At 61.1% G+C, this 24,486-nt stretch carries 27 protein-coding genes and 5 tRNA genes; 11 read left to right on the top strand and 21 right to left on the bottom strand.

Features of this window, described 5'->3' with window-relative positions:
- Nucleotides 1–13: 13 nt before the first annotated feature.
- Nucleotides 14–2,164 (bottom strand): DUF1631 domain-containing protein, encoded by a 2,151-nt coding sequence (locus QRN10_RS03950; RefSeq protein WP_285427878.1) that lies wholly within the window; start codon nucleotides 2,162–2,164, stop codon nucleotides 14–16.
- A gap of 244 nt (nucleotides 2,165–2,408) precedes the next feature.
- Here QRN10_RS03950 and nadC point away from each other — a divergent pair, with 244 nt between their 5' ends.
- Nucleotides 2,409–3,257: a carboxylating nicotinate-nucleotide diphosphorylase gene (gene nadC / locus QRN10_RS03945; protein WP_181079644.1), complete on the top strand. Its 849-nt coding sequence runs from the start codon at nucleotides 2,409–2,411 to the stop codon at nucleotides 3,255–3,257.
- Between the two features lie 61 nt (nucleotides 3,258–3,318).
- Here nadC and QRN10_RS03940 read toward each other — a convergent pair whose 3' ends face one another.
- From QRN10_RS03940 to QRN10_RS03925, 4 genes are all read right to left on the bottom strand, one after another.
- A complete protein-coding gene (locus QRN10_RS03940) occupies nucleotides 3,319–3,624 on the bottom strand; it encodes a DUF6388 family protein (RefSeq protein ID WP_253510431.1) in 306 nt (101 codons plus the stop codon).
- 148 nt (nucleotides 3,625–3,772) lie between these two features.
- Nucleotides 3,773–3,845 (bottom strand) — tRNA-Thr (locus tag QRN10_RS03935).
- Nucleotides 3,846–3,893: 48 nt separating this feature from the next.
- Nucleotides 3,894–5,294 (bottom strand): O-antigen ligase family protein, encoded by a 1,401-nt coding sequence (locus tag QRN10_RS03930; protein ID WP_285427877.1) that lies wholly within the window; start codon nucleotides 5,292–5,294, stop codon nucleotides 3,894–3,896.
- 31 nt (nucleotides 5,295–5,325) lie between these two features.
- Nucleotides 5,326–5,739 (bottom strand): pilin, encoded by a 414-nt coding sequence (locus QRN10_RS03925; protein WP_277528140.1) that lies wholly within the window; start codon nucleotides 5,737–5,739, stop codon nucleotides 5,326–5,328.
- Nucleotides 5,740–5,936: 197 nt separating this feature from the next.
- Here QRN10_RS03925 and QRN10_RS03920 point away from each other — a divergent pair, with 197 nt between their 5' ends.
- Genes QRN10_RS03920 through yacG form a run of 4 tightly spaced genes read left to right on the top strand, consistent with a single transcriptional unit; the run spans nucleotide 5,937 to nucleotide 8,828 of the window.
- Complete coding sequence (locus QRN10_RS03920) at nucleotides 5,937–7,145, top strand: type II secretion system F family protein (protein WP_285427876.1); 1,209 nt, start codon at nucleotides 5,937–5,939, stop codon at nucleotides 7,143–7,145.
- The gene (locus QRN10_RS03915; RefSeq protein ID WP_285427875.1) at nucleotides 7,142–8,008 is read left to right on the top strand and encodes a prepilin peptidase; all 867 of its coding nucleotides are present in this window, start codon (nucleotides 7,142–7,144) and stop codon (nucleotides 8,006–8,008) included. The genes QRN10_RS03920 and QRN10_RS03915 overlap by 4 nt, the downstream gene beginning before the upstream one ends.
- On the top strand, nucleotides 8,005–8,631 hold the full coding sequence (gene coaE / locus QRN10_RS03910) for a dephospho-CoA kinase (RefSeq protein ID WP_181079639.1): 627 nt from the start codon (nucleotides 8,005–8,007) through the stop codon (nucleotides 8,629–8,631). Before QRN10_RS03915 ends, coaE begins: the two co-directional genes overlap by 4 nt.
- Nucleotides 8,628–8,828, top strand: coding sequence for a DNA gyrase inhibitor YacG (gene yacG, locus QRN10_RS03905; protein WP_181079638.1), 201 nt, complete (start codon nucleotides 8,628–8,630; stop codon nucleotides 8,826–8,828). The genes coaE and yacG overlap by 4 nt, the downstream gene beginning before the upstream one ends.
- Here yacG and QRN10_RS03900 read toward each other — a convergent pair.
- Nucleotides 8,825–9,040 (bottom strand): hypothetical protein, encoded by a 216-nt coding sequence (locus QRN10_RS03900; protein WP_003171680.1) that lies wholly within the window; start codon nucleotides 9,038–9,040, stop codon nucleotides 8,825–8,827. The two genes, yacG and QRN10_RS03900, sit on opposite strands and share 4 nt — an antisense overlap.
- 65 nt (nucleotides 9,041–9,105) lie before the next feature.
- The gene (locus QRN10_RS03895) at nucleotides 9,106–9,795 is read right to left on the bottom strand and encodes an energy-coupling factor ABC transporter permease (RefSeq protein ID WP_181079637.1); all 690 of its coding nucleotides are present in this window, start codon (nucleotides 9,793–9,795) and stop codon (nucleotides 9,106–9,108) included.
- Between the two features lie 173 nt (nucleotides 9,796–9,968).
- Here QRN10_RS03895 and QRN10_RS03890 point away from each other — a divergent pair, with 173 nt between their 5' ends.
- Genes QRN10_RS03890 through QRN10_RS03880 form a run of 3 tightly spaced genes read left to right on the top strand, consistent with a single transcriptional unit; the run spans nucleotide 9,969 to nucleotide 12,182 of the window.
- Nucleotides 9,969–10,598, top strand: coding sequence for a DUF1780 domain-containing protein (locus QRN10_RS03890; RefSeq protein WP_285427874.1), 630 nt, complete (start codon nucleotides 9,969–9,971; stop codon nucleotides 10,596–10,598).
- Nucleotides 10,599–10,649: 51 nt separating this feature from the next.
- Nucleotides 10,650–10,823 carry a DUF3094 family protein gene (locus tag QRN10_RS03885; RefSeq protein WP_181079635.1) on the top strand — a complete coding sequence of 58 codons (174 nt, stop codon included), beginning with the start codon at nucleotides 10,650–10,652 and terminating at the stop codon, nucleotides 10,821–10,823.
- A 60-nt stretch (nucleotides 10,824–10,883) separates the two neighbouring features.
- The gene (locus tag QRN10_RS03880; RefSeq protein ID WP_181079634.1) at nucleotides 10,884–12,182 is read left to right on the top strand and encodes an NAD(P)/FAD-dependent oxidoreductase; all 1,299 of its coding nucleotides are present in this window, start codon (nucleotides 10,884–10,886) and stop codon (nucleotides 12,180–12,182) included.
- Nucleotides 12,183–12,295: 113 nt separating this feature from the next.
- On the opposite strand, the gene QRN10_RS03875 is transcribed toward QRN10_RS03880, so the two are convergent.
- The 7 genes from QRN10_RS03875 to rluD form a co-directional block, all read right to left on the bottom strand.
- A tRNA-Pro gene (locus QRN10_RS03875) sits at nucleotides 12,296–12,372 on the bottom strand.
- A gap of 94 nt (nucleotides 12,373–12,466) precedes the next feature.
- A tRNA-Lys gene (locus tag QRN10_RS03870) sits at nucleotides 12,467–12,542 on the bottom strand.
- A gap of 5 nt (nucleotides 12,543–12,547) precedes the next feature.
- Nucleotides 12,548–12,624: transfer RNA gene (locus QRN10_RS03865), tRNA-Pro, on the bottom strand.
- A gap of 9 nt (nucleotides 12,625–12,633) precedes the next feature.
- Nucleotides 12,634–12,709 (bottom strand) — tRNA-Asn (locus QRN10_RS03860).
- A 300-nt stretch (nucleotides 12,710–13,009) separates the two neighbouring features.
- On the bottom strand, nucleotides 13,010–15,574 hold the full coding sequence (gene clpB / locus QRN10_RS03855; RefSeq protein WP_181079633.1) for an ATP-dependent chaperone ClpB: 2,565 nt from the start codon (nucleotides 15,572–15,574) through the stop codon (nucleotides 13,010–13,012).
- A 131-nt stretch (nucleotides 15,575–15,705) separates the two neighbouring features.
- A complete protein-coding gene (pgeF, locus tag QRN10_RS03850) occupies nucleotides 15,706–16,431 on the bottom strand; it encodes a peptidoglycan editing factor PgeF (protein WP_253510418.1) in 726 nt (241 codons plus the stop codon).
- Entirely contained in the window at nucleotides 16,428–17,390 is a 963-nt protein-coding gene (gene rluD, locus QRN10_RS03845) for a 23S rRNA pseudouridine(1911/1915/1917) synthase RluD (RefSeq protein WP_024073341.1), read from the bottom strand. The genes pgeF and rluD overlap by 4 nt, the downstream gene beginning before the upstream one ends.
- A 149-nt stretch (nucleotides 17,391–17,539) precedes the next feature.
- Here rluD and QRN10_RS03840 point away from each other — a divergent pair, with 149 nt between their 5' ends.
- Both QRN10_RS03840 and QRN10_RS03835 read left to right on the top strand, forming a co-directional pair.
- Nucleotides 17,540–18,565, top strand: coding sequence for an outer membrane protein assembly factor BamD (locus QRN10_RS03840; protein ID WP_169867962.1), 1,026 nt, complete (start codon nucleotides 17,540–17,542; stop codon nucleotides 18,563–18,565).
- 127 nt (nucleotides 18,566–18,692) lie between these two features.
- A complete protein-coding gene (locus QRN10_RS03835; RefSeq protein ID WP_181079631.1) occupies nucleotides 18,693–18,926 on the top strand; it encodes a PP0621 family protein in 234 nt (77 codons plus the stop codon).
- On the opposite strand, the gene thiO is transcribed toward QRN10_RS03835, so the two are convergent.
- From thiO to pilV, 5 genes are all read right to left on the bottom strand, one after another.
- Nucleotides 18,913–20,022 (bottom strand): glycine oxidase ThiO, encoded by a 1,110-nt coding sequence (gene thiO, locus QRN10_RS03830; RefSeq protein ID WP_253510416.1) that lies wholly within the window; start codon nucleotides 20,020–20,022, stop codon nucleotides 18,913–18,915. The genes QRN10_RS03835 and thiO overlap by 14 nt on opposite strands.
- A 62-nt stretch (nucleotides 20,023–20,084) precedes the next feature.
- Nucleotides 20,085–20,486 carry a type IV pilin protein gene (locus tag QRN10_RS03825; RefSeq protein WP_285427873.1) on the bottom strand — a complete coding sequence of 134 codons (402 nt, stop codon included), beginning with the start codon at nucleotides 20,484–20,486 and terminating at the stop codon, nucleotides 20,085–20,087.
- A 12-nt stretch (nucleotides 20,487–20,498) separates the two neighbouring features.
- Nucleotides 20,499–21,029, bottom strand: coding sequence for a pilus assembly PilX family protein (locus QRN10_RS03820; RefSeq protein ID WP_285427872.1), 531 nt, complete (start codon nucleotides 21,027–21,029; stop codon nucleotides 20,499–20,501).
- A gap of 7 nt (nucleotides 21,030–21,036) precedes the next feature.
- The gene (locus QRN10_RS03815; protein ID WP_285427871.1) at nucleotides 21,037–21,744 is read right to left on the bottom strand and encodes a PilW family protein; all 708 of its coding nucleotides are present in this window, start codon (nucleotides 21,742–21,744) and stop codon (nucleotides 21,037–21,039) included.
- A complete protein-coding gene (gene pilV, locus QRN10_RS03810) occupies nucleotides 21,741–22,226 on the bottom strand; it encodes a type IV pilus modification protein PilV (RefSeq protein ID WP_253510408.1) in 486 nt (161 codons plus the stop codon). The genes QRN10_RS03815 and pilV overlap by 4 nt, the downstream gene beginning before the upstream one ends.
- Before the next feature lie 207 nt (nucleotides 22,227–22,433).
- Here pilV and QRN10_RS03805 point away from each other — a divergent pair, with 207 nt between their 5' ends.
- Nucleotides 22,434–23,015, top strand: a complete 582-nt coding sequence (locus tag QRN10_RS03805; protein WP_285427870.1) for a GspH/FimT family pseudopilin — start codon at nucleotides 22,434–22,436, stop codon at nucleotides 23,013–23,015.
- On the opposite strand, the gene ispH is transcribed toward QRN10_RS03805, so the two are convergent.
- Nucleotides 22,969–23,916: a 4-hydroxy-3-methylbut-2-enyl diphosphate reductase gene (gene ispH / locus QRN10_RS03800; RefSeq protein ID WP_181079625.1), complete on the bottom strand. Its 948-nt coding sequence runs from the start codon at nucleotides 23,914–23,916 to the stop codon at nucleotides 22,969–22,971. The genes QRN10_RS03805 and ispH overlap by 47 nt on opposite strands.
- A gap of 126 nt (nucleotides 23,917–24,042) precedes the next feature.
- Nucleotides 24,043–24,480, bottom strand: coding sequence for an FKBP-type peptidyl-prolyl cis-trans isomerase (gene fkpB, locus QRN10_RS03795; protein WP_181079659.1), 438 nt, complete (start codon nucleotides 24,478–24,480; stop codon nucleotides 24,043–24,045).
- Between the last annotated feature and the right edge of the window lie 6 nt (nucleotides 24,481–24,486).

Genomic DNA, 24,486 nt, shown 5'->3' with positions numbered 1-24,486 from the left:
CCCGTGGTTGCGATCACTTGGCGTGATTGAGTTGCCGCAGCCTGTCAACCACCGCGGCCAGCGCGCGTTCGAACAGTGGGCTGTCATCCAGCACCTGCAAACTGCCCTGCTTGAATGCCAGCGCCAGTTGGCCGGGGCTTTGCTCCAGCACCTTGAGCCCCGCGCGGTTGACGAACACATAGGTATTGGCCGGTGCCAGGATGGCGGCGAGCTTGCAGCGCAAGGCAACGGTGGCGTCCTGTTGACGCAGGATCCAGGCGCCGACCCGAAGTGAATGGACCTTGAGCAGATCGGGATCGTCGGATGGCAGGTCGATCGCCGGCTCGCCTGGCAACGTGCCAAGCACGAAAGGCTCGCGCACTTCGATCAACCCGTCGATGCGCTCGGCCGGTTGCACATGCAACGCCTGCAGCTGCACGAAGAATTCTCGGGCACTGAAAGGATCGAACGCGGCGCTGTTCAAACCATCGCGCAGCGCCTTGAGCAGGCCAGGCAACTGCTCCAGCAAACGCCGGCCGGCTTCGGTGTCGTCGTGCAGGCCGACGCTCCAGATCAGGTCGTCCATGGTGCGCAAGGCCGCCTGCCAGTGCACCGACTGCTCGCCATGCTTGAGGCTGGCCAGCAACAGCACCTGGCTCCAGGCCTGTTGCAGGAACTGCACCACCACCTGCGGCAGTACTTTGCCCAGCAGCCGCCGATTGAGCGCATCGGCCACCCGCTGACGCGCCTCGTCGGTGCGTACGCGGCCTTGTTCGGCTTCGCGGGTGTGCTGTTCGAGCAGCGCGCTGCGCCGTTGTTCGTCGGCGGTAAAGGCCCTGAATTCGGTGAGCAATTGGGAAAAAATCGCCGGGTCGTCGACAAACTCGTTGAGCAAGCGCTGCACCAGTTGCTCGACGCGCAGGTACAGGGGGTCGCGCGGCTCGTCTTCTCCCACGCTGGCGCCCATGGTCGCGGCGGCGATGTCATTGAGCAGGCGTCGCGCCGGATGGCTGGCGTGGCTGAAAAAGCCCTTGTCCAGCACCGCCACTTTCAGCATCGGAATCTGCAGGCGAGCGATCAATGACTTGAAGGTATCGGGGACGGTGCAGTCGCTGAGGATGAATTCGAACACCAGCGCAATCAGGTTGATCACGTCTTCGTCGGCTTCTTCCACCACCCGCGACTTGCCACTCTTGACGCTGACGCGGGTGAGTAATTGCTCAAGCTGGTTGCGCAGATCGAACTCGTCCTCGACCTGCGGCGTCGGCACGTACTGCTGCAAATGGGACAACAGTCGCAACAGGTCGCGGGTGGCGATGGGCTGCGGTTGGTGACTGGCTTCCAGGGTCGGCGCCACACTGCCGCGCACGGCTTTGAGTAAGGTTTGCAGCGCAGCGAAGGCTTGCTGGCCGCCCTCGTCGACGGGCAACTCGGTGGGCGGCAACGCCTCTTCGTGCCGCTGCTCACGAGCGGCACGCTCACCCGCGCGCCGCGACGGCGCAGCCTTGAGTTCAGGCAGCACGCCGGTGGCGACCAGCAACTGATTGGCTTCGCCATACAGTTGATCGGCATCGCTGAGGACGTATTTTTCGAAGAGTTTGAGCATGATCAGCTTGACGCGGATTTCCACCCCAAGGCTGCGCCCCGCCTGCAGGAAGCATTCGCAGAGCAGCGCCGGCCCCAGGGGGTTTTCACATTCGGCCAGGTGACTGCCCAACACGGCGCTCAGCCGTGCGGTGAGCTGCGCCAGCGCCAGCCCGTCGCGATGCCGCACACGCTCGAGCATGGCCTCCAGTGCCACGGCTTTTTCCAGTGCATCGCGGGGCGTCGTGGGCGCCGCTTCGTAAGACACCAGCGGCACCAGTTGCAGCTCACCGCGCCCGGCTTCGCCCAGGCTGGCGAAGGCCGCGAACAGGCGCTCCATGAACACGCGCTCGAAATTCTTGCGCTTGAGGCGCAGGTCGCGCATGGCCTCAAAGAAAATATGGTGGTCGACGTTGCTGCGGGCCTTGTCGGCCATTTCAAACAAGGTGTCGTCGGCGTTATCGAACAGGTCCTGCAAGCCCTGCTGCAGCTGCTGCGCCGCCTTGTCGCGAACCTGCAGCAACACAACCGGCAGGCGGGCGAGCGGCGATGGCGTGGCGTGCGCCTTGTTGATCGGCACCACCTTTCCGTCATTGTGCATCCTGGCCTCCTGAGACGGCGGTATCGAATGGGGCGGGACCGGCTGCGCGCCAGCACGCACGCTGGCAAAAGCCGGCCACCACCAGGACGTCAAAGCTATGACGCCAATTGCAAGGCGCGAGATTATCTTGCAAACGAGGGGGGTTACGCCAGCACGCTCTGACATTCGCGCATAAATCAGCAGGCCGCTGGGTTCGCAGGCACACACCCCCTATAATCGAGGCACTTTGTTTGTGGAGCCTGTTATGCCGAATCTGCGTCTTGCCGACCTCACCGCCGAAATTGAAGCCAACGTGCGCCGTGCGCTGCTGGAGGACATCGGCAGTGGAGACATCACCGCGCAGCTGATCCCTGCCGAACGGCTGGCCAAGGCCACCATCATTACTCGCGACGCAGCGGTGATCGCCGGCACGGCGTGGGTGGACGCGGTGTTCCGCCAGTTGGACCCTCGGGTCGCCGTGCATTGGCAGGTGGCCGATGGCGAGCGCGTCAGCCCCAATCAGGCATTGTTCCACCTAGAGGGCCCGGCGCGCTCGCTGCTCAGCGGCGAACGCAGTGCGCTGAACTTCCTGCAAATGCTGTCCGGAGTCGCCACACGCGCCCGGTTCCTGGCGGACTTCGTCGCCAGCACTCCAGTCAAATTGCTGGATACGCGCAAAACCCTGCCGGGCTTGCGCCTGGCGCAGAAATACGCCGTGACCTGCGGGGGCTGCCACAACCATCGCATCGGTTTGTACGATGCGTTCCTGATCAAGGAAAACCACATCGCGGCCTGCGGGGGCATTGCGCAGGCCATCACTGCCGCGCACAGGATCGCCCCCGGCAAGCCAGTGGAAATCGAGGTGGAAAGTCTGCAAGAGTTACGCGAAGCATTGGCGGCGGGCGCCGACATCATCATGCTTGATGAGTTGAGCCTGGAGGACATGCGCGAAGCCGTGCGCCTGAGCGGCGGTAAGGCGAAACTGGAAGCCAGCGGCGGTATCAATGAAAGCACCCTGCTGCCCATCGCCGAGACCGGTGTGGACTACATCTCCATCGGTGCGATGACCAAGGATGTGAAGGCGGTGGATCTGTCGATGCGGCTCAGTATTTGAGGCATTTCAAGCTGCAAGCAAGTCGAGTGAACACTTGCAGCTTGAAGCGTGCGGCTCTTATCTAAACCACCAGGTTATTCATCTCGCAATACTCGTCCCATTCGACGCCCAGCACCTCGGCCGCTTCCTTGTGCAGGACCAGCCGCTGAGCTTCGAATTCTTCCGGTGTCGAGGTGTACTTGAGGGTCAATTCCCAAGGCTGCAGGCCCTGGCTTTCGGCCTCGTCCTCGAATGCCCACTGGATCTGGTCGCGCTGGTCATCGGCGCTCAGGTCCTTGATCTCTTCTTTAAGCTGCGGCGACTCCTTGAGGTAAAGTTCAAGAGCTGCTTCGTGCCGCGCTGCCTGGGTCATTTCGGTCGTGGTCATGGTGTTCTCTTAGATCGAGGAATGGGGATGCATCTGGGACATCAGGTTGCGCAGATACAAAAGAACAGGCATGGATGCCGGCTCGTCTGGCCTTCAGAACCATTCTGGGATCAGCTGAAAACGTTGCCTTGAAACGCTGTTGCCTTTGTGCCCGAGACAGGAATCGAACCTGCGACCTTCGCGTTACGAGTGCGCTGCTCTACCGGCTGAGCTACACGGGCGGTGGACTAAAGCTAGCACCGCATCGGGCGTCCGGCAACTCGCGGCCTTCAGCGGGCGATGACACCCTGCGCCCAGAAGCGAGGCTGCAGGTAACTGCCCGTGGCGTCGAGGTACTGCCGCTGGGCCTGCTTGATGTGGGGCACATCGCGCAGCGCGACATGCACCAGCAACGCGATCGCCAATACACTCAACACTTTCCACACCGTCCAGGCCAACGGCCAAGTCGCCGTTGCAGGTGTTCGCCAACGATGCAACGCCATCAGCCACCCCACGACCAGCGCAAGCCAGACCTGGGAATTGGGCATCACCAGCACACCGTCGACCATGGACTGCGTCAGGGCACCCACCAACGCCGCAAACAGGCATAAGCGCAGCAGGTCCGCGCGTTCACTTGAGCGCGCGCGCTCACGCAACACAGCAACCGTGGCCCAGCCACTGCGTCCTGCCAAAACCGCCACGCACAACGTCGAAAGCACACCCCACTCGCTGGCCCACTGCAATACAGCCTGATGCGGATGGGCGGCAACCTTGTTGGCAATATCGGCAAAATGCATCGGGCCGAACCCCAGCCACGGCCGCTCGGCGACCATCTGCCAACCCTGCCACCAGATCGGGCCGCGCCCCGACAGTGAAGTGGTGAGGCGCTCGCTGGCGTCATTGGACGTCTCGATCCCCAGGTAGGTCGCCAGCACCGTGAACAGCAGCCAGTAAACCCACAAGCCGCCCAGCATTGCAGCCAACTGCCAACCCAACCATCGCCGCCCCCACGGACCGAGCAGCGCCAGTACCATTCCCGCCACCCCCATGCCCAGCCAGGTGCCGCGTGTACCGCCGCTGATCGCAATCAACCACCAGGCGCACAGCAACGCAAAGGCTATGCCCCGCAGTGAGCGAGAGACGGTGGGTAACAGCAGAGGAAGCGCCAGCAACGGCAGCGTGAATGTCTGGAACTGACCGTAGAAACGCTTATTGGAAAAACTCGACAACAGCAGGTCCGGGTTCAACGTGGGCCCGCCGCTGGCGAACGCAAGCACGCCGGCGTACAGGTACTGAAACGTTTTGATCAGGCACAGCAGCACAACGATCAGCAGCAGCGCCCGATCCAAAGGCTCACCGCCATGACGGCGCAGCGATGCAAAGGCCAGCGCGATGGCTGCGCAGCTGACGAACAGTGCCACTTCGGTCAGCGCCCAGAGCGGCTGATGGGCCAGCAGCGAAGACGTCACGCCCAAGCCCACGATTATCGATAGGCCCAACGCCGTCTGGCGATCCACCCAGGGTTCAGTGGGCGTCACCGAAATACCGTACAGCACCGCGCAGAACCCGATGGCAATCTGCATGACCCGCTGTAGATCGTGCCCACCGAACGGCGTGCAAATACCCACCACCAATAGGCACACAGCCAGCACCAGGAAAATACTGCCGCGCCGCTGTACGGATAATGTCATTGGCCATCTCGACGTGTGGGTTTAGGCACCGTCACGCGCCGCCGGCGGCGCAGCCCTTGGCGACGTATTTGGCCTCGGCAGTAGTGGTGCAGGTCCAGCCGCTGGTAGCGTTGCGAGTCAGGCTGATGGTCTTGCCCAGGACCGGCGCCGGCGCGTCGAGGATTTCGCAGCTGATGCCACCTGCGCCGGTGGCAACGTCGCCGGTCACGTCGATCTTGCAGTTGGCGGTAGGACTGGTGCCACCGATCAAGGCCACGGTAGGGGCCGTGCCCTGATTGAGCGTGTCTTCGTACCCAGCCTTTAACGCAGTGATTTCCGCCAGGCCGGCAGTGAACTTGGCCTTGGCCTGATGGGTGGTGTACATGGGCAGGCCAATGGTGGCCAGGATGCCGATGATTGCCACGACGATTAACAACTCGATCAAAGTAAAGCCTTTCTGACGCATCACTTTCATTCTCCAAAAGAACTCATGACAAGGCGCTTCCTGCGCCCCGTGTTGTGCAGCGGCGCCAGTGTACTCATCCGCCGAGCGTCAATCGCGTGCAAGACGCATATTCTGACATTTTATCCGCCGCCGCAGCCTGCCCCAACTCACCGCCTGACTAAGCTTTGAAGCTCAACGACCGTGTGCGGAACCGTGACATGAACAACGCTTCGACGACTTACACTTGGGAAGGCACCACGCGCAAAGGGCGCAGGGTGTGCGGGCAAAGCACCGCGCACAGTCCGGCCCTGGTCAAGGCGCAACTGCGCCTGCAAGGTATTCGCCCCAGCCGTGTGCGCAGGAAAGCCCTGCTGCTGCCAAGTTTTGCGGTGCCGATCAACACCGCCGACATCGCCCTGTTAACCCGTCAACTGGCCACATTGCTCAAGGCTGGTATTGCCTTGCTGCAAGCCCTCGACCTGATCAGCGAAGGTGTCGAAAACCGGGCCGTGCGTGAACTGCTGCAAGCGCTGAAACAGCAGATCGCCGCCGGCACCAGCCTGGCTGACGCATTGGGCAGGCATCCGCGGTATTTCGATGAGCTGTACTGCAACCTGGTAGCGGCCGGCGAACAGGCCGGCGCGCTTGAAACCCTGCTGGAGCGCGTAGCGGTTCATCTGGAAAAAAGCGAGCAGCTCAAAGCCAGGATCAAGAAAGCCATGACGTATCCCATCGCCGTGCTGGCGGTGGCCGGGGTGGTTACCGTTGTGCTGCTGGTGCAGGTGGTGCCGCAGTTCCAGGGCCTGTTCGCTGGCGTCGGCAGTCAGTTGCCGGACTTTACCCTGGCCGTCATCGCCCTGTCGGAATTCATGCGACAAGCCTGGTGGCTCGTCGCATTGGGGCTTGGCGCGGGGTGCATGGGGCTACGCCAGGCGCATCGAACGTCTTCACGCTTTCGCTACTGTCTGGATGCGGGTTTGTTGAAAATGCCGCTGGCAGGCAAACTGCTGCAGAAATCGGCCGTGGCACGCTACGCCCGCACGCTCTCAACCACATTCGCGGCGGGGGTTCCGCTGGTGCAGGCCTTGGATTCCGTGGCCGGCGCCGTCGGTTCCAGGCCATTCAAACAGGCAATCGAACATATGCGTCGCGATGTATCCACAGGCATGCAACTGAACCGCGCCATGGCCTCCAGCGGCTTGTTTCCCGGCATGGCGATCCAGATGACCGCCATCGGTGAAGAGTCCGGCACGCTGGACTTGATGCTGGAGAAGGTCGCCAGCCACTATGAGGCCGAGGTAGACAATCAGGTCGATAACCTGACCAGTCTGATGGAGCCGCTGATCATGGTGGTACTGGGAGGCATTGTCGGCGCGCTGGTCATCGCCATGTACTTGCCGGTCTTCCAATTGGGGAGCGCATTTTGAGTCAGCTGTTGAGTGAATCCCCCTGGCTGTTTGTGGCGCTGACGGCTTTGCTGGGGCTGATCGTCGGCAGCTTTCTCAATGTGCTGGTGTGGCGCCTGCCGAAGATGCTTGCACGGGAGTGGCGTGCCCAGGCCCACGAAGTGCTGGGTTTTCCTGCCGAAGCAACGGGGCCGACCTATAACCTGATACACCCCAATTCCTGCTGCCCCCATTGCGAGCAGCCGATCCGCCCCTGGAACAATATCCCGCTGCTCAGCTACCTGCTCCTCGGGGGCCGGTGCGCCCACTGCAAAGGAACCATCAGCGCTCGTTACCCCTTCACCGAACTCGCCTGCGGGGTGCTGTCGGCGCTGGTGGCCTGGCATTTTGGTTTTGGCTGGCAAGCCGCAGCGGTGATGCTGCTGACCTGGGGCCTGCTGGCGATGAGCCTGATCGATGCCGACCATCAGTTGCTGCCGGATGTGCTGGTGCTGCCGCTTCTTTGGCTGGGTCTGATCGTCAACAATTTCGTATTGCTGGTGCCGTTGTCCGACGCGGTGTGGGGCGCGGTGGTCGGGTACATGAGCCTGTGGTCGGTGTTCTGGCTGTTCAAGCTGATCACAGGCAAGGACGGCATGGGTCACGGCGACTTCAAGTTACTGGCTCTGCTCGGGGCCTGGGGTGGCTGGCAAATCGTGCCGATGACGCTATTTGTGGCGTCATTGGTCGGCGTGTTTGCCGGGCTGACCCTGATGCGTCTGCGCAAGGCCCAGGTATCCACACCCATGCCGTTTGGACCCTATTTGGCGATTGCCGGCTGGATTGCGTTGCTCTGGGGTGGTCAAATAACCGACTTCTATTTGCAGTCTGTCGGTTTCCAATGAGTCCTTCTTCTGTTCCAACTCCGTGGATACTCGGCCTGACCGGTGGCATCGGCAGCGGTAAAAGCGCGGCGGCTCAGCACTTTGTCGATCTGGGCATCGATATGGTGGATGCCGATCACGCTGCACGTTGGGTGGTCGAACCAGGGCGTCCTGCACTGGCACGCATCGCTGAACATTTTGGCGACGGCGTGCTCTTGCCTGATGGTCGGTTGGACCGTGCCGCCCTGCGCAAGCTGATCTTTGAAGTCCCTGAGGAACGCCGCTGGCTGGAAGCCCTTCTGCACCCGCTGATTGGCGAAGAAATTCGCAGCCATCTGGCGCAGGCGCGCTCGCCCTACGCGATTCTGGTGTCACCGTTGCTGATCGAATCAGGCCAGTACAGCATGACCCAGCGCATCCTGGTGATCGACGTGCCGCAATCACTGCAGATTCAGCGTACCCTGCAGCGCGACGGCATCAGCGAACAGCAGGTGCAGGCCATTCTCAAGGCCCAGTCCAGCCGCGAAGACCGCCTGAACCATGCCGACGACGTGCTGGTCAATGACAGAGACCTCGCCTGGCTGCACGACGAGGTCGAGCGACTGCACCACTTTTACCTTACTTTGCGTGGAGGCCGATCATGAGCCAACCCTTGACCGTCGACTGTCCAACCTGCGGCGCACCCGTAGAATGGAAAGCGACCAACCCCAACCGGCCGTTCTGCTCGGACCGTTGCAAGCTGATCGACCTGGGCGCCTGGGCCAGCGAAGAGCACAAGATCCCGGTGGCCCCGGACGCCGAAGACGAATTATTTTCCGAAGACCTGCCACCCCGCCACTAAGGGCGCATAAACGCATATTCCTGCTGGTCGTCGAGGTTTTCTGCCAGGTATTGCAGCTCGTCGGCCAGGTCTTCGAAACTGCGCACGCCCTTGCTCTGCTGCACCACCGCGCTGAGCATGGCGCGCAGGGTCAAGCCGGGGTCGAAACCGATTTCCTGGGCCGCGTCCTGACTTCTGCGAAGTTCCTGCCGTGCCCACTCATACACACTCATGATCCGCACTCCTGGAAAATTTCGCAGAGCATGGGCCTGCCGTGGCGCGCGCGGTTTGACCTGGATCAACGCAGCGAATCGTCGTCCTTCCAGGGCGCTGAGAGGTAGCGTGTGCGATTGAACGTCTCCAGCCATTCCGGACAAAACACCACCAGCGCACTGACGACCATGCCGTTGATAAAGGCTTCCGGAAAGATGATCAGCCACAGATAACCAATGAAGTCCTCCAACCATTCCGGCATGGCGAAAAGCCCATCGAACCACAGCAACCCCAGCCCCAGCAGCAGGCACGCCAACGCCGAGAGCGCAGCAGCCAGAAAACCGGAACAGAAGATGTACACAAAGGGATTGCGTGGCTGCGCACGCTCCACCCTTAACGCGACGCCTTCTGTGATCAGTACCGGCAGCACCATCAACAGCAGGCCATTGACGCCGATTGCGGCCAGGTCCTGGCGCCCGAGCAGTACCAGGCCCAATTGCGCGGCAACACCGCCGACAATCGCCAGTGGCCAGTCCAGCAGCAGCGTCACAGCCGTCATGCCGATGAAGTGGTAGGAAACCCCGGTGTCGAAATCGCGCCGAACCAGCCACAACATGAACAGCGCGAACACCGTCCCGAACAACAAATGCTGACGCCGTCGGTCGGCCAACAACTCGACCCACGGCGAGCGCAGTACCGCCCATGCCACCACTGGCGCAAACAACAGCCAACCGACAGCGAGGGTCTGCGGTGCCAGCACCGCGGCGCCGATCATGGCCTCACCTGCCCCACGGCCGGGAGACACGCGATCGTAAGATTGTAGGAAAGCCCTCCGAAACCCCTCACCGCTCACTCCTCGTACTGGCTTGATTGCAGGAGATCTCAGTCTACACCGAGCTTTTGCGGCGGGACTTCCTGCGGTCATCATTTGGACGCTAAGCTGCACCTATGGATGACTCAGATTACTTGCGCCTGCTCACCGTAGCGGCCGAACAAGCCAATGCGTTCCTATCCAATGCCCGCAAATGGGAGCGTGAGCGTTGGGTATGCCAGCGCCTGCTGCAAGGCCTGAATGTGCCCTACCGCGCCGAGGAGTTTCACCCTGCAGGGCAAGAGCCGCCGGACGTGTTGTTTCGCGATGCCAGCTTCGAGGTGTTTTTCGTGCTGGATGAGGGCCGACGACTGAACGACGAATGGCGCGATGAGTTGCTACGTCGACGCAGCGCGTTTTCCCTGAGTCAGCTGGTACGTCGCGAGGTCAAGCCGCGCCGCATTCCGGCGCATGAATTCCTGATGCGCCTGGCGCCTACGTTGCGCAAGAAGGCACATAACTACAAAGAACGCGGGATGGACCTGGGCGAACTGGATCTTGTCGCCTTCGCGAGCCTCAAACGTGAGGTGCTCGACCTCAACAGTCACTTCCCACCGCCAACCGAGTACCTGCGCCAGGGCTGGCGCTCGCTGTCGCTGGTGGGGCCGACGTTTGCCAGGGTGTTGTTCGCCCATCCGGACGCGCCGGATTTCTTGCGCAACAACCTGGGCCGCAGCATAGTGTTCGACGTGGGCATCAGCCTCTGAGCCCTGCTGTAACGTGGCGCCCCTTTGCAACGTCTACCTGACGAGGCCTTTATGACCAGCCGCCTGAAACCCGAAGACCAACAGCGTGTCGAAGAGTACCTGCAACTCTCCCAGAACAGAGTCGAGCGCAAGCCTTTCAGGCCCTGGCTGCTCCTTTGTGTGGTGCTGGTGGCCGTGATCGGGCTTGGTCTGCTGAGCCGCCTGTTGAGTTACCTCACGCTATGAGCTGCCTGGCGCTCGCGGGGGTAACTGCTCCGATTTCTTTTAGCCTTGCGAGATATCCCCATGACCCATCGTATTATTATCGTCGGCGGCGGCGCCGGCGGCCTGGAGTTGGCTACCCGCCTGGGTAAGACTCTGGGCAAGCGCGGCACCGCCAGCATCACGCTGGTCGACACCAACCTGACCCATATCTGGAAACCTCTGCTTCATGAGGTGGCTGCCGGATCCTTGAACTCTTCGGAAGACGAACTCAATTATGTCGCCCAGGCGAAATGGAACCACTTCGAGTTCCAGCTGGGGCGCATGAGCGGGCTCGATCGCGAGCAGAAAAAAATCCAACTGGCCGCGACCCTCGACGAGGAAGGCCGCGAACTGGTGCCTGCGCGCGTGCTGGGCTACGACAGCCTGGTGATCGCTGTCGGCAGCACCACCAACGATTTCGGCACCGAGGGCGCAGCACAGCACTGCCTGTTCCTCGATACCCGCAAACAGGCCGAGCGCTTTCACCAGCAATTGCTAAACCACTACCTGCGCGCCCATGCCGGGCAGACTGACGTGGTAGAAAAAATCAGTGTCGCCATCGTCGGCGCCGGCGCGACCGGCGTTGAACTGGCTGCCGAGCTGCATAACGCCGCTCATGAGCTGGCGGCCTATGGGCTGGACCGGATCAAGCCGGAAAACATGCACATCACGCTGATCGAAGCCGGCCCGCGGGTATTGCCCGCCCTGCCGGAACGCATCGGCGCGCCGGTACATAAAACCCTGGAGAAACTGGGGGTGACGGTGCTGACGAATTCGGCGGTCAGCGAAGTGACAGCCGATGCGCTGATCACCAGCAGCGGTCAGGTGATTCCGGCCAGCCTGAAGGTATGGGCCGCCGGTATCCGCGCGCCGGGCTTCCTCAAGGACATCGACGGCCTGGAAACCAACCGCATCAACCAGTTACAGGTGCTGCCGACGCTGCAAACCACCCGCGACGATAATATTTTCGCCTTTGGTGACTGCGCCGCGTGCCCGCAACCAGGCACCGACCGAAACGTGCCGCCACGCGCCCAGGCCGCGCATCAGCAGGCTTCGCTGTTGGCCAAGTCGCTCAAGCTACGGATCGAAGGCAAGGCGTTGCCGTCGTACAAATACACTGACTACGGGTCGTTAATCTCGCTGTCGCGATTCTCGGCGGTGGGCAACCTGATGGGCAACCTGACTGGCAGTGTCATGCTGGAGGGCTGGCTGGCGCGGATGTTCTACGTGTCGCTGTACCGCATGCACCAGATGGCGTTGTACGGCGTGTTTCGTACGGCAATGCTGATGCTGGGCAGCCGGATTGGACGCGGGACGGAGCCGAGGCTCAAGCTGCACTGACAGTAAGGTCTGGAGGGGGCTTGTTCGATGTGAGAGCAAGCCCCCTCTTGCATAGTCATAGTTTTCGCGCGCAAAAAAAATCCCCGTATCTTTCGATACGAGGATTTTTAATATGGTCGGGGTAGGGGGATTCGAACTCCCGACATCCTGCTCCCAAAGCAGGCGCGCTACCGGACTGCGCTATACCCCGGTAATAAAAAGGCGACCTTTCAGTCGCCTTCTTCGATCAGTGCTTTTGGCCTCTGATCTTAAGATCTGATCCCAGCGCTAACTGGTTTCAAAAATGGTGGGTCGTGTGGGATTCGAACCTACGACCAATTGGTTAAAAGCCAACTGCTCTACCAACTGAGCTAACGACCCAAATATGGTCGGGGTAGGGGGATTCGAACTCCCGACATCCTGCTCCCAAAGCAGGCGCGCTACCGGACTGCGCTATACCCCGATTTGAAGTTGGCTCCGTGACCAGGACTCGAACCTGGGACCCAATGATTAACAGTCATTTGCTCTACCGACTGAGCTATCACGGAACTTAGCACTTCAAACGTACAACTTACTGCTTTTTACTTCCTCTTCGACCCTTGCGTATCGCTACGTTCGTGTCTCTGAGGCGCGCTATTCTACAATCTTAAAAACCCCTGTCAACCCTTTAAATTGCTTTTAAGACAATGATTTGCGCTTGTTTCTGATTTCCTCTTGGGGAGAAGAAACCCGTGGGCTGACGTTGCTGCGGGGCGCACTTTACAAGCCTTTGCCTTACAGTTCAACGCCCTAGCGAAAAAAAAGGCCCCGCAATGCGGGGCCTTCCCTTCTCAACCGGCGACCAGGCCTCAGTGGAACACGATTTCGTCGTTTTCCACGCTGGCCGTGACGCTGGTTCCCGGCATGAAACTGCCCGAGAGGATCAACTGCGCCAGCGGGTTTTCGATCCAGCGCTGGATCGCACGTTTCAGAGGCCGTGCGCCATACACCGGGTCGTAGCCCACTGCGATCAGCTTGTCCAACGCTTCGCTGCTCAAGTCCAGAGACAGCTCGCGCTCGGCCAGGCGACCACGCAGACGACCCAACTGAATCTCGGTGATGCCTGCGATCTGATCCCGCGCCAAGGGCTCGAAGATCACCACTTCATCGACCCGGTTGATAAATTCCGGGCGGAAGTGTGAGGTCAACGCATCCATCACCGCCGCGCGTTGCGCCTCGCGATCGCCGACCAGTTCCTGGATCTGTGTCGAGCCCAGGTTGGACGTCATCACGATCACCGTGTTGCGGAAGTCCACCGTACGCCCATGGCTGTCGGTCAAACGGCCATCCTCCAGCACCTGCAGCAGGATGTTGAACACATCCGGGTGGGCCTTCTCGACCTCATCCAGCAGGATGACCGAGTAAGGCTTGCGCCGCACAGCTTCGGTCAGGTAACCGCCCTCTTCGTAGCCCACATAGCCTGGTGGCGCACCGATCAAGCGCGCGACCGAGTGCTTCTCCATGAATTCGGACATATCGATCCGCACCATGGCCTCTTCGGTATCGAAGAGGAACTCAGCCAGGGCCTTGCACAGCTCGGTCTTACCCACACCGGTCGGGCCGAGGAACATGAACGAGCCGCTTGGACGGTTCGGGTCGGACAACCCCGCACGCGAACGCCGCACCGCGTTGGACACCGCCACCACCGCCTCTTCCTGGCCGATAACGCGCTGATGCAATAGGCTTTCCATTTTCATCAGCTTGTCGCGCTCGCCTTCCAGCATCTTCGACACAGGAATGCCGGTCCACTTGGAGACGACCTCGGCAATTTCTTCCTCGGTCACTTTGCTGCGCAACAACTGGTTCTCGCTATGGCCATGCTGGTCGACCATCTGCAGGCTGCGCTCCAGGTCGGGGATAACCCCGTACTGCAACTCGGCCATGCGGTTCAGGTCGCCTTTACGGCGCGCAGCTTCCAGTTCCTGGCGGGACTGCTCGATCTTTTGCTGGATCTGCGCAGAGCCCTGCACTTCGGCTTTCTCCGAGGTCCAGATTTCTTCGAGGTCCGAGTACTCACGCTCCAGGCGCACGATTTCTTCCTGGAGTTTTTCCAGGCGTTTCTTCGCCGCGTCGTCCTCTTCCTTCTTGAGGGCCTGGGATTCGACCTTCAGTTGAATCAAGCGCCGATCCAGACGGTCGAGCACTTCCGGCTTGGAGTCGATCTCCATACGAATACGGCTGGCCGCTTCGTCGATCAAGTCAATCGCCTTGTCGGGCAACTGGCGGTCCGTGATATAGCGATGGCTCAATTTGGCCGCCGCTATAATCGCGCCATCGGTAATCGCCACCTTGTGGTGAACCTCATAACGCTCTTTCAGGCCACGCAAAATCGCGATCGTGTCTTCTTCGCTCGGCTCTTCCACCAGCACTTTCTGGAAGCGCCGCTCAAGGGCCGCATCCTTTTCTATGTACTGGCGGTACTCGTTGAGCGTCGTGGCGCCCACGCAGTGCAATTCGCCGCGGGCCAATGCCGGCTTGAGCATATTGCCCGCATCCATGGAGCCCTCGCCTTTACCGGCGCCGACCATGGTGTGCAGTTCGTCGATAAACAGAATGATCTGCCCTTCCTGCTTGGATAGCTCGTTCAGCAGGGATTTGAGGCGTTCTTCGAACTCACCGCGAAACTTGGCACCGGCAATCAGCGCCCCCATGTCCAGGGACAACAGGCGCTTGCCTTTGAGGCCGTCCGGCACTTCACCATTGATGATGCGCTGGGCCAGCCCCTCGGCAATCGCGGTTTTACCCACGCCAGGTTCACCGATCAGCACCGGGTTGTTCTTGGTGCGACGCTGCAGGACCTGGATGGTGCGCCGAATTTCGTCGTCACGACCGATCACCGGGTCGAGCTTGCCGTCTTCGGCGCGCTTGGTCAGGTCGACGGTGTATTTGTCCAGGGCTTGGCGCGACTCCTCATGATTAGGGTCGTTTACCGCATCGCCGCCGCGCAGGTTGTTGATGGCATTTTCCAGGGCTTTCTTGCTGACACCCTGGCCCAGCAACAACTTGCCCAGTTTGCTGTTCTCATCCATCGCGGCGAGCAGCACCAGTTCACTGGAGATGAACTGGTCACCTTTTTGCTGAGCCAGACGATCGGCCTGGTTCAACAGGCGCGCCAGGTCCTGGGACATGTTCACGTCGCCCGTCGGGTTCTGGATTTTCGGCAGTTGGTCGAGCTCTTTGCTCAACTCCTTGCGCAGGCTGTTGACGTCAAAGCCCACCTGCATCAGCAAGGGCTTGATGGAACCACCTTGCTGTTCCAGGAGCGCCTGCATCAAGTGCGCAGGCTCAATGGCCGGGTGGTCGAGGCCCACCGCCAAGGATTGAGAGTCCGATAAGGCCAACTGCAATTTGCTGGTTAAACGATCAATACGCATTAGTCACCTTCCTTTTGAGCAGGCCGGACCTATAAACACATCCTGAATGAAGAAACCTGCCAGATACCCTTATAGATGTGGTCGATTCTGGGAGATTCAAGCAGCCGGCAGTTGACGTAGATCAGGAGAGTCTAGCGCTCAAGCCAGATAAGGGAGGCGAATCGACCCGTACGAGGACTGCGGCGATAAGAGAAGAAGCGCGGATCGGTGACGGTGCACAAACCGCCACCATAGACCGCCTTGATGCCCCGCACAGCCAGGCGCAGGCGCGCGAGTTGATAGATGTCGGCCATGAACTTGCCGGGATTGCGGCTCGGCGTGAACGCCTGGGCGGTCGCCGGCAGTTGTTGCATGAACACTTCACGCACCTCCGGCCCGACTTCAAACGCCTGCGGGCCAATCGCCGGGCCCAGCCAGACCAATACATCGGCAGGCTCGACGCACAGGCTATCGACCGTCGCCTCCAGCACGCCGGCCGCCAGGCCGCGCCAACCGGCATGGGCGGCGGCCACGCGCGTTCCGGCGCGGTTACAGAACAGGGCCGGCAGACAATCGGCGGTCATTGATGTGCACGCGATACCTGGCGTGCCGGTCCAACTGGCGTCGGCCTCGACAGTACGGCCGGGATCGGCTTCGACCACGTTCACGCCGTGGACCTGACGCAGCCAGGCTGGCTGGATATCGAAGGTTTGGGAGAGACGCCGGCGATTTTCCAGGACCGCCTCCAGGCTGTCCTCGACATGATCGCCCAGATTGAGGCTGTCGAACGGCGCCAGACTGACGCCGCCCGCACGGGTGGTGACGCAGGCCTTGACCTGAGCCGGCGCGGGCCAGTCAGGCATCAGCCAGTCATTCATCCGATAAATGCCTCGCGGTCCTGCTTGAGCAGTGACAGCAACCACACCAGATCGTCCGGCAGCGGCGATTCCCAGCTCATGCGCTTACCGCTCGTCGGATGATCCAGTTCCAGGAACCGTGCATGCAGCGCCTGACGAGGGAAGGACTTGAGCGATTCAACCATAGTCGCGCTGGCCGCCGGCGGAATGCGGAAGCGACCGCCGTAGGCAGGATCACCGACCAACGGGAAGTTGATATGCGCCATATGCACACGAATCTGGTGGGTGCGACCGGTTTCCAGCTTGACCCGCACATGGGTGTGGGACCGAAAACGCTCCAGCACACGGTAGTGGCTCACGGCCTGCTTACCACCTTCCATCACCGCCATACGCTGGCGCTGCTGGCCGTGGCGGCCGATAGGGGCGTTGATCTTGCCACCGGCCACCACCACGCCGATCACGATGCACTCGTAGATCCGGCTGACGCTGCGACTCTGCAACTGGGTGACCAATTGAGTCTGGGCCTGGATGGTCTTGGCGACCACCATCAAGCCGGTGGTGTCCTTGTCCAGTCGGTGCACGATGCCGCAGCGCGGCACATTGATGATGTCCGGTACGTGGTGCAGCAGGGCATTGAGCAAAGTGCCATCAGCGTGCCCTGCCGCCGGGTGTACCACCAGGCCTGCGGGTTTGTTGATGACCAGGATGTCGTCGTCTTCATAGACGATATCCAGCTCGATGTCCTGGGCGACCCACTCTCCCTGGGCTTCCTGCTCGGCAGTCAGCTCAAGAATCGCGCCGCCATGGACTATGTCTCGCGGGCGGATAACCGCTCCATCCACAGTCAGGCGGCCGTCTTTGATCCAGGCGGAAAGGCGCGAGCGCGAGTGCTCAGCGAATAATTGTGCGGCGACTTGATCGAGGCGTTGGCCGCCCAATTCGGACGGCACCTCTGCGCGAAGTTCAATTTTATCGGACATGCTCAGACTAGGCGTGGCACAGCCTTTGGTTTCGGCTGCGCGCTTGTGGTTAAATACGGCGTCTTTTGCCCCGAGGCTTTCAACGGGGCGCTCATCATAACAGGACGGCCCCGCCCAAGACAGCGGCCGTCATAGGGACGCAAGCCGCCATGCAAGTGAAACACCTGCTGCTGATCGCCATCCTCGCCATGACTGCTGCTTGCTCGTCAACAAAGGAAGTCGTCGACGAAAACCTGAGCGAAGTCGAGCTGTACCAACAGGCTCAGAAAGACTTGGACAATAATAGCTACACCAGCGCCACAGCCAAGCTGAAGGCACTGGAGTCGCGCTATCCGTTCGGGCGCTACGCTGACCAGGCCCAACTCGAGCTGATCTACGCCAACTACAAGAACGCCGAGCCGGAAGCCGCCAAGTCCGCCGCCGAGCGTTTCATCCGTCTGCACCCGCAGCACCCGAACGTGGACTACGCCTACTACATGAAGGGCCTGACCTCGTTCGACCAGGACGTGGGCCTGCTGGCGCGCTTCCTGCCGCTGGACATGACCAAGCGCGACCCGGGCGCGGCGCGCGACTCGTACAACGAGTTCGCCCAACTGACCAGCCGTTACCCCAACAGCCGCTACGCGCCGGACGCCAAGCAGCGCATGATCTACCTGCGCAACCTGTTGGCGTCCTACGAGATCCATGTCGCTCACTACTACCTGACCCGTCAGGCGTACGTCGCTGCCGCCAACCGCGGCCGCTATGTGGTGGAGAACTTCCAGGAAACCCCATCCGTGGGTGATGGCCTGGCTGTGATGACCGAGGCCTACCAGCGCCTGCACCTGGATGAACTGGCCACTACCAGCCTTGAAACCCTCAAGCTTAACTATCCGGATCACCCGAGCCTGAAGGACGGCCAGTTCGTGCCCCAGGTTGCCGAAGCCGACAACCGCTCGTGGCTGAGCAAGTACACCCTGGGCCTGATCGAATCCCGTCCACCGCTGCCGCCGGGCGAAACCCGCGCCAACCAGGATGTGATCAAGCAGTTCCAGGACGCCAAGGATGCCATTCCTTCGGACCTCAAGCCCCACGACGAGAACGGCGACGTGATCGAAGAGGAAGAACCGCAGGCCCTGGGCAACAACCAGGACCGCTCGTGGTTCAGCTACATGACCTTCGGCGTCTTCGACTGACCCGTCGGCGTAACGCAAAAAAGGGAGCTCTTCGGAGCTCCCTTTTTCATGGGCCGGCATTATTGCTCTGTGCGCTTGCCACGTCCTTGGCTAAACTGGCGCATTCCCTGTAGAGAAACTGCCCATCATGCTTCGTCTTCTGTTCTGGATCGCCGTCATTGCTGCCGCAGTATGGTTCTGGCGCAAGTTCAAAAGCCCGGCCGCCAGGCAGCAGCGCGCCAGCGAGCCGAATGCAGCGCTGATGGTGCGCTGCGCCCACTGCGGCGTGCATGTGCCGCAGGATCGAGCCCTGAGCCTGCGCCAGGAGTGGTATTGCACCCAAGCGCACCTGGAACAGGGGCCGAAGTCTATCCAGCGTTGAGCCGGCCTTCGGGTGCATAAGGCGCCGGGTCGATAATCGGCGTTCGCCCCAGCAACAAGTCGGTAAATAGCTGGCAGGAGGCTGGCGCCAACACCAGGCCATTGCGGTAATGCCCGCAGTTGAGCCACAGCCCCTCGAAATTCGGAACCTGGCCAATAAAGGGAATGCCTTCCGGCGAGCCGGGCCGCAAGCCGGCCCAGTGCCCTACCACTTCAGCGTCCGCCAACGCGGGGATCAGCTCGACGGCGGAAGCTTTAAGGCTTTGCAGCGCAGTGTCGGTAGGCGCCTTATTAAAGCCTTCGTGTTCCAGGGTGCTGCCGATGAGAATATGCCCATCCCGTCGCGGAATTGCATAACGGCCCTTGGCCAGGACCATGCAGGACAGGAAGTCCGAAGCACACTTGTACAGAATCATCTGGCCCTTGACCGGCTCAACCGGCAGCGACAAGCCCAACGTACCCAGCAGTTCCCCGCTCCATGCCCCGGCCGCCAGTACTACCGTATCCCCAAGGATCGGACCATCAGCTGTATTAACACCCACTACGCGACCGTGCTCCACGACAAAACCGGCAACCTCGCAGTGTTCGCGAACCGCCACGCCAGGCAACGCCAGCAGTGCGGCCTTGAGGGATTTGACCAGGCGCGGGTTACGCACGTTGGCCACATCGGCCATGTACAGCGCCTGGGAATACCCGTCGCCCAACACGGGGACGGCATCATGGGCGGCCGATACATCCACCTTGCTCAGCGGGCGCCCCTCCCGCGCGGCCCAGGCCAGGGCCTCAGCCTCGTCGTCCAGATCGAGCCAGTACAAGCCGGTGATGTGAACCTGCGGGTCGACGCCCGTCGCGTCAAACAGGCGTTCGGCCAATTGCGGGTAGAAATCCTGCGACCAATGGGCCAACGCCGTGACCGCCGGGCTGTAGCGCCACGGATACAGCGGCGAAACAATGCCGCCGCCTGCCCATGAAGACTCCTGCCCTACGCCGGCGCGCTCCAGCAGCACCACCGCCTGGCCCTGGTTCGCCAGGTTGAACGCCGTCAACAAGCCGATGACTCCGCCACCGACAATCACTACCCGCTGTTGCTTAGCCATCATTTGATCCAGCCGATAAATAGGAACAAGCGCACCCGGCGCCCAATCATCCAGCATTTGCATCATTGCCCCCAGCACGCCTGGCGCGACATCTCCGGCTGCGCACCTGGATTGCTCCTCGCGCCGGTGCTGGTCAGGCTGAATTCGCCGCAAGCGTCGCCGACCATGAGCGAGTCAGCCACAGGCGTAGCCAGCAGATGGAAATCCTGAGGGTTCAATACGACGGTGATTCTATAGCGATCATTACCGGCACTGACGCCGCCTGCATCAATAAAAGTGCCGTTCCTGGTATAAAAACGCTCCAGCTCGTGTGCCTGCTCAGTCAGTAAGGCGACGATCTGCGCACGGTAGGCTGTTCTCACATGGCCGGTGTAACCGGGGTAAGCAATCCCGGCCAGCAGCGCGATGAGCACCACGCCGACCAGCAGCTCAATCAGGGTAAAACCTCGGCTTTCCTTGCCCATTGCATTTGCTCCTTATTGAAGTTGCCGCCAGGACACCCGCCGAAATCGTGAGCCGCCCTCCCCATCCACCCGCGCATACACGCTTTCCAGCACGGTGCGCGACTGACCATTGAGGCCCACTGCCGTCACGCGATAGAGCGCGGCCGGTGTCAGCGCCGGTAAATGCACAATCCCCACGCCAGCACCCAATGACTGAACGCCATAAAGACCGCCCTTAATCGCGACCCAGGTAATCGCCGAAACCGGGTGCGTCCCAGCATTCATGACTGTAAACGCCTCCTCCGGCGGGGCGCAGGTGACCGGCGAAGAACACGGCGGCAACCCCACGCCGCTGCGCCGTATGCTCCACTCTCCAAACCTCAAGCCGCTCTCGGCGCTTTGCAGCGACTGGTTGCGATGCCAGAAGCTGGCGGCCATTTTTTGCTGGGCCACCACCGCTTGCATCGAGGAAAGGCCGATCAGCGATAACAGCAGCAGGAAAACCAGGCTGAACAGCAGCACCATGCCTGCCTGGCGAAGATGAATACTTGCGGTGCGTTCCATGGTCGCCCTACCCCAGACGATTACGCAGCGCCGCAACGACACTGTACGTTTGATCCTTGACGCGAGCGGTCGGGTCCTGCAGCGTCATTTGAATACGCACGCTGCGTATCAACGAGTCGTCGGCCGGGCTGGCGTCGTAACGAGCCACCTGCGTCGATGCCGGGTCGGCGGCCACGCCGAAACTGATCTCGAACGCCCGCACGTTATCCACCAGCACCGCCTTGGCTGGCGCGGCCGGCGTACTGACCTTCAATTGACCCGCTTCGTAGGTGTAGGTGAGTTGGCGTACCGCGAAACGCATCTGCCCAGGGCCGGGAACAGGTGAATGCCCGGCATAAGCCTGGGCGGTGCCCGTACAGTCGGAGAGCACCGTCCAGTCCGGCCTGCCGGCGCCGTCACCTACGCTGGCGGTGACCAGGGTCAGCGATTTGGAACCTGCAACGGCGCTCCAGCTTACGGGCCGATCAAAGGCCGGTGGAGCGTGCTCGATGCCAGCGCTGGCCAGGCAACCGAACATGCCGACCTGGCGAATATCCTGAACCATCTTGCCGAGTGCGAACCGCGCATCGTCCTGCAACAACATCGCTGCCTGTTGGCTGGCGTGTGTCATTCGGGAAGAGATTGCAACCTGGCTGACGCCAGCCACCAGCACCCAGCCCAGCGTCATGGCCAGCAGCAATTCCACCAGGCTGAAACCGCGAATGAACGGGTTCATCGCATGCCCTCCACATCGGCGTCGAGGCGACTGGTCAACGTGAAGGTTTCGCGCGTGCCGGGGATGCCGCTGCCTCGGCTGTCATCCCAACTGATACTGACAGTCACGTCATGAGCATTGACGACCACCGCCCCTGCGCCGCTCTCCCCGGCGAACCCCAGGATATTGGCCTCGAAATCGTGCAGATCGAGGTCGCGCACGCTCGCGCCGGCAACACTGGCCGGGGCCCGCGCGGCACGGCCCCACGCGTAGTCGGCACCGGCGTTGGCACGGATTCGGTCGAGCATATCGTAGGCAATAAAGCTGGCCTGGCTGGTCATTCTCGAACTGTCGGTGGACTTCAACGCGTTGAGTTGGATAACCGCCGCGCCCAGCAGGCCAACGCCAAGAATCAGTACCGCTACCAGGACCTCGATCAGTGTCGTGCCGGCTTGGTGCCGCGGTAATGCAACAAAAAAATAAGCGTTGGAATAAGCGAGCATCACCATCGTCATCCGTGTCGAGGGTCGAAAGAGAGCAGGCAAAAACCTGCTGTGCGACCCAAGACTAGCGCCAGCTTTTCGCCCGTGCCGCGCCAGGAACAAAGGGAAATACTTTGGACATAAAGGCCATCATCCAAGGCCGAGCCCCAGGCGCTATACCTTGGTCTGCACCTGACATATTCAGCCGCGTCCACGGAGGGACAACCCATGAAACAACGAGGATTCACCCTGATCGAATTGCTGCTCGGGCTGATCGTGAGCGGTATTCTGGCTCACATCACCGTACCCGGTTTCAAGCACCTGCTGGAATCACAGCAGCGGCAAGGCGCAGCACACTCATTGGCAAACGGACTGCGCTTCGCACGCGCCGAGGCCATCGCACGCAATCGACCGGTGGTCATTCATGCCCTGAACAGCGATTGGAGCCACGGTTGGCGGATCATTGTCGACGTGAGCGGGCGCGGCCATCTGGACGATGACAACCCGATCCTGCTGGAGCGTCAGGACAACGGACGCATACCGCTTGTAGGCAACGGGCCGTTGAAGAACCAGGTACGCTTCAGCGGGCTGGGCGAACCGGTATTTTCGGGGGGAGGGTTTCGCGCCGGCACCGTGCATGTGTGCGACACGCAAAACGCCCGCAGCCTGCACCAGATAGTGCTGGCGCCCAGCGGGCGCATCAGCCTGCGCAGCGATAAGGCCGAACAGGCCTTGTGCCGCGGTTACTCGGGCAACCTCGCGCTCAGAGCAGCGAGCGAACCCGCAGCTCCTTGGGCATGGAGAAAGTAATGTTTTCCTCACGCCCGGCCAGCTCATCGGCGCCGGTCGCACCCCACGCGTGCAATTGCTGGATAACGCCACGCACCAGCACTTCCGGGGCTGAAGCACCCGCCGTGATGCCAATACGCTCAATGCCATCGAACCAATCGCGCTGCAGGTCTTCGGCACCGTCGATCAGGTACGCCGGGGTGGCCATGCGCTCGGCCAACTCACGCAGGCGATTGGAGTTGGAGCTGTTCGGGCTGCCAACCACCAGGACAACGTCGCACTCATCGGCCAATTGCTTGACCGCATCCTGGCGATTTTGCGTGGCGTAGCAGATGTCGTCCTTGCGCGGCCCGCCGATCGCCGGAAAGCGCGTGCGCAGGGCGTCGATGACGCGGCTGGTGTCGTCCATGGACAAGGTGGTCTGAGTCACGAACGCCAGACGCTCCGGATTGCGCACCTGCAGGTTGGCCACGTCCTTCTCGTCTTCGACCAGGTAGATGGCGCCACCGTTGCCGGCGTCATACTGGCCCATGGTGCCTTCAACTTCGGGGTGGCCGGCATGGCCGATCAGAATGCATTCGCGGCCGTCGCGGCTGTAACGCGCCACTTCGATATGAACTTTGGTGACAAGTGGGCAGGTGGCATCGAAGACTTTCAGGCCTCGGCCCGCCGCTTCGCTGCGCACGGCCTGGGAAACGCCATGGGCGCTGAAGATAACGATAACGTCGTCCGGCACCTGGTCGAGTTCCTCGACGAAGATCGCGCCGCGGGCGCGAAGATCTTCGACCACGAACTTGTTGTGCACGACTTCGTGACGCACATAAATCGGTGGCCCGAAGACTTCCAGAGCGCGGTTGACGATTTCGATCGCCCGGTCCACGCCGGCGCAGAAGCCACGGGGGTTGGCGAGTTTGATTTGCATGCTGTGGCCTCGTGCCTGGCGCTTGGTCAGAGTTGACGCTACTGAACTGTCAATGAAGATCAAAGGTGGGAGGGGGCTTGCCCGCTCCCACACCAGCCCGCTCCCGTATTTAAATCGGGGCGTTGATCAAAGTGCTTTAACGTCGATGATTTCCACATCGAACGTCAAGGTTTTACCGGCCAACGGGTGGTTGAAGTCGATGGTCACTTGCGCGTCATCGAACGTCTTGACCACGCCTGGCAACTCGGTATTCGCCGCATCGTTGAAAATCACCAGCAGGCCTTCAGACAGCTCCATGTCCTGGAACTGCGAACGCGGGATGATCTGCACATTCTGCGGATTGGGCTGGCCAAACGCGTTTTCCGGCTGGATCTGCAGGGTACGCTTGTCGCCGGCCTTGAAACCGAACAAGGCGGCTTCGAAACCCGGCAGCAGGTTACCGTCGCCGACCTTGAAGGTCGCCGGAGCCTTGTCGAACGTGCTGTCGACCGTATCGCCGTTTTCCAGGCGCAGTGCGAAATGCAAAGTGACTTCCGTGTTCTGGCCGATGCGTTGCTCAGCCAATACCTG

Source organism: Pseudomonas sp. lyk4-R2A-8, assembly GCF_030209095.1.
Lineage (GTDB): Bacteria > Pseudomonadota > Gammaproteobacteria > Pseudomonadales > Pseudomonadaceae > Aquipseudomonas > Aquipseudomonas quebecensis.
Note: the sequence above shows the minus strand (reverse complement) of the source record. Positions and strands in the feature narration are given on the sequence as shown.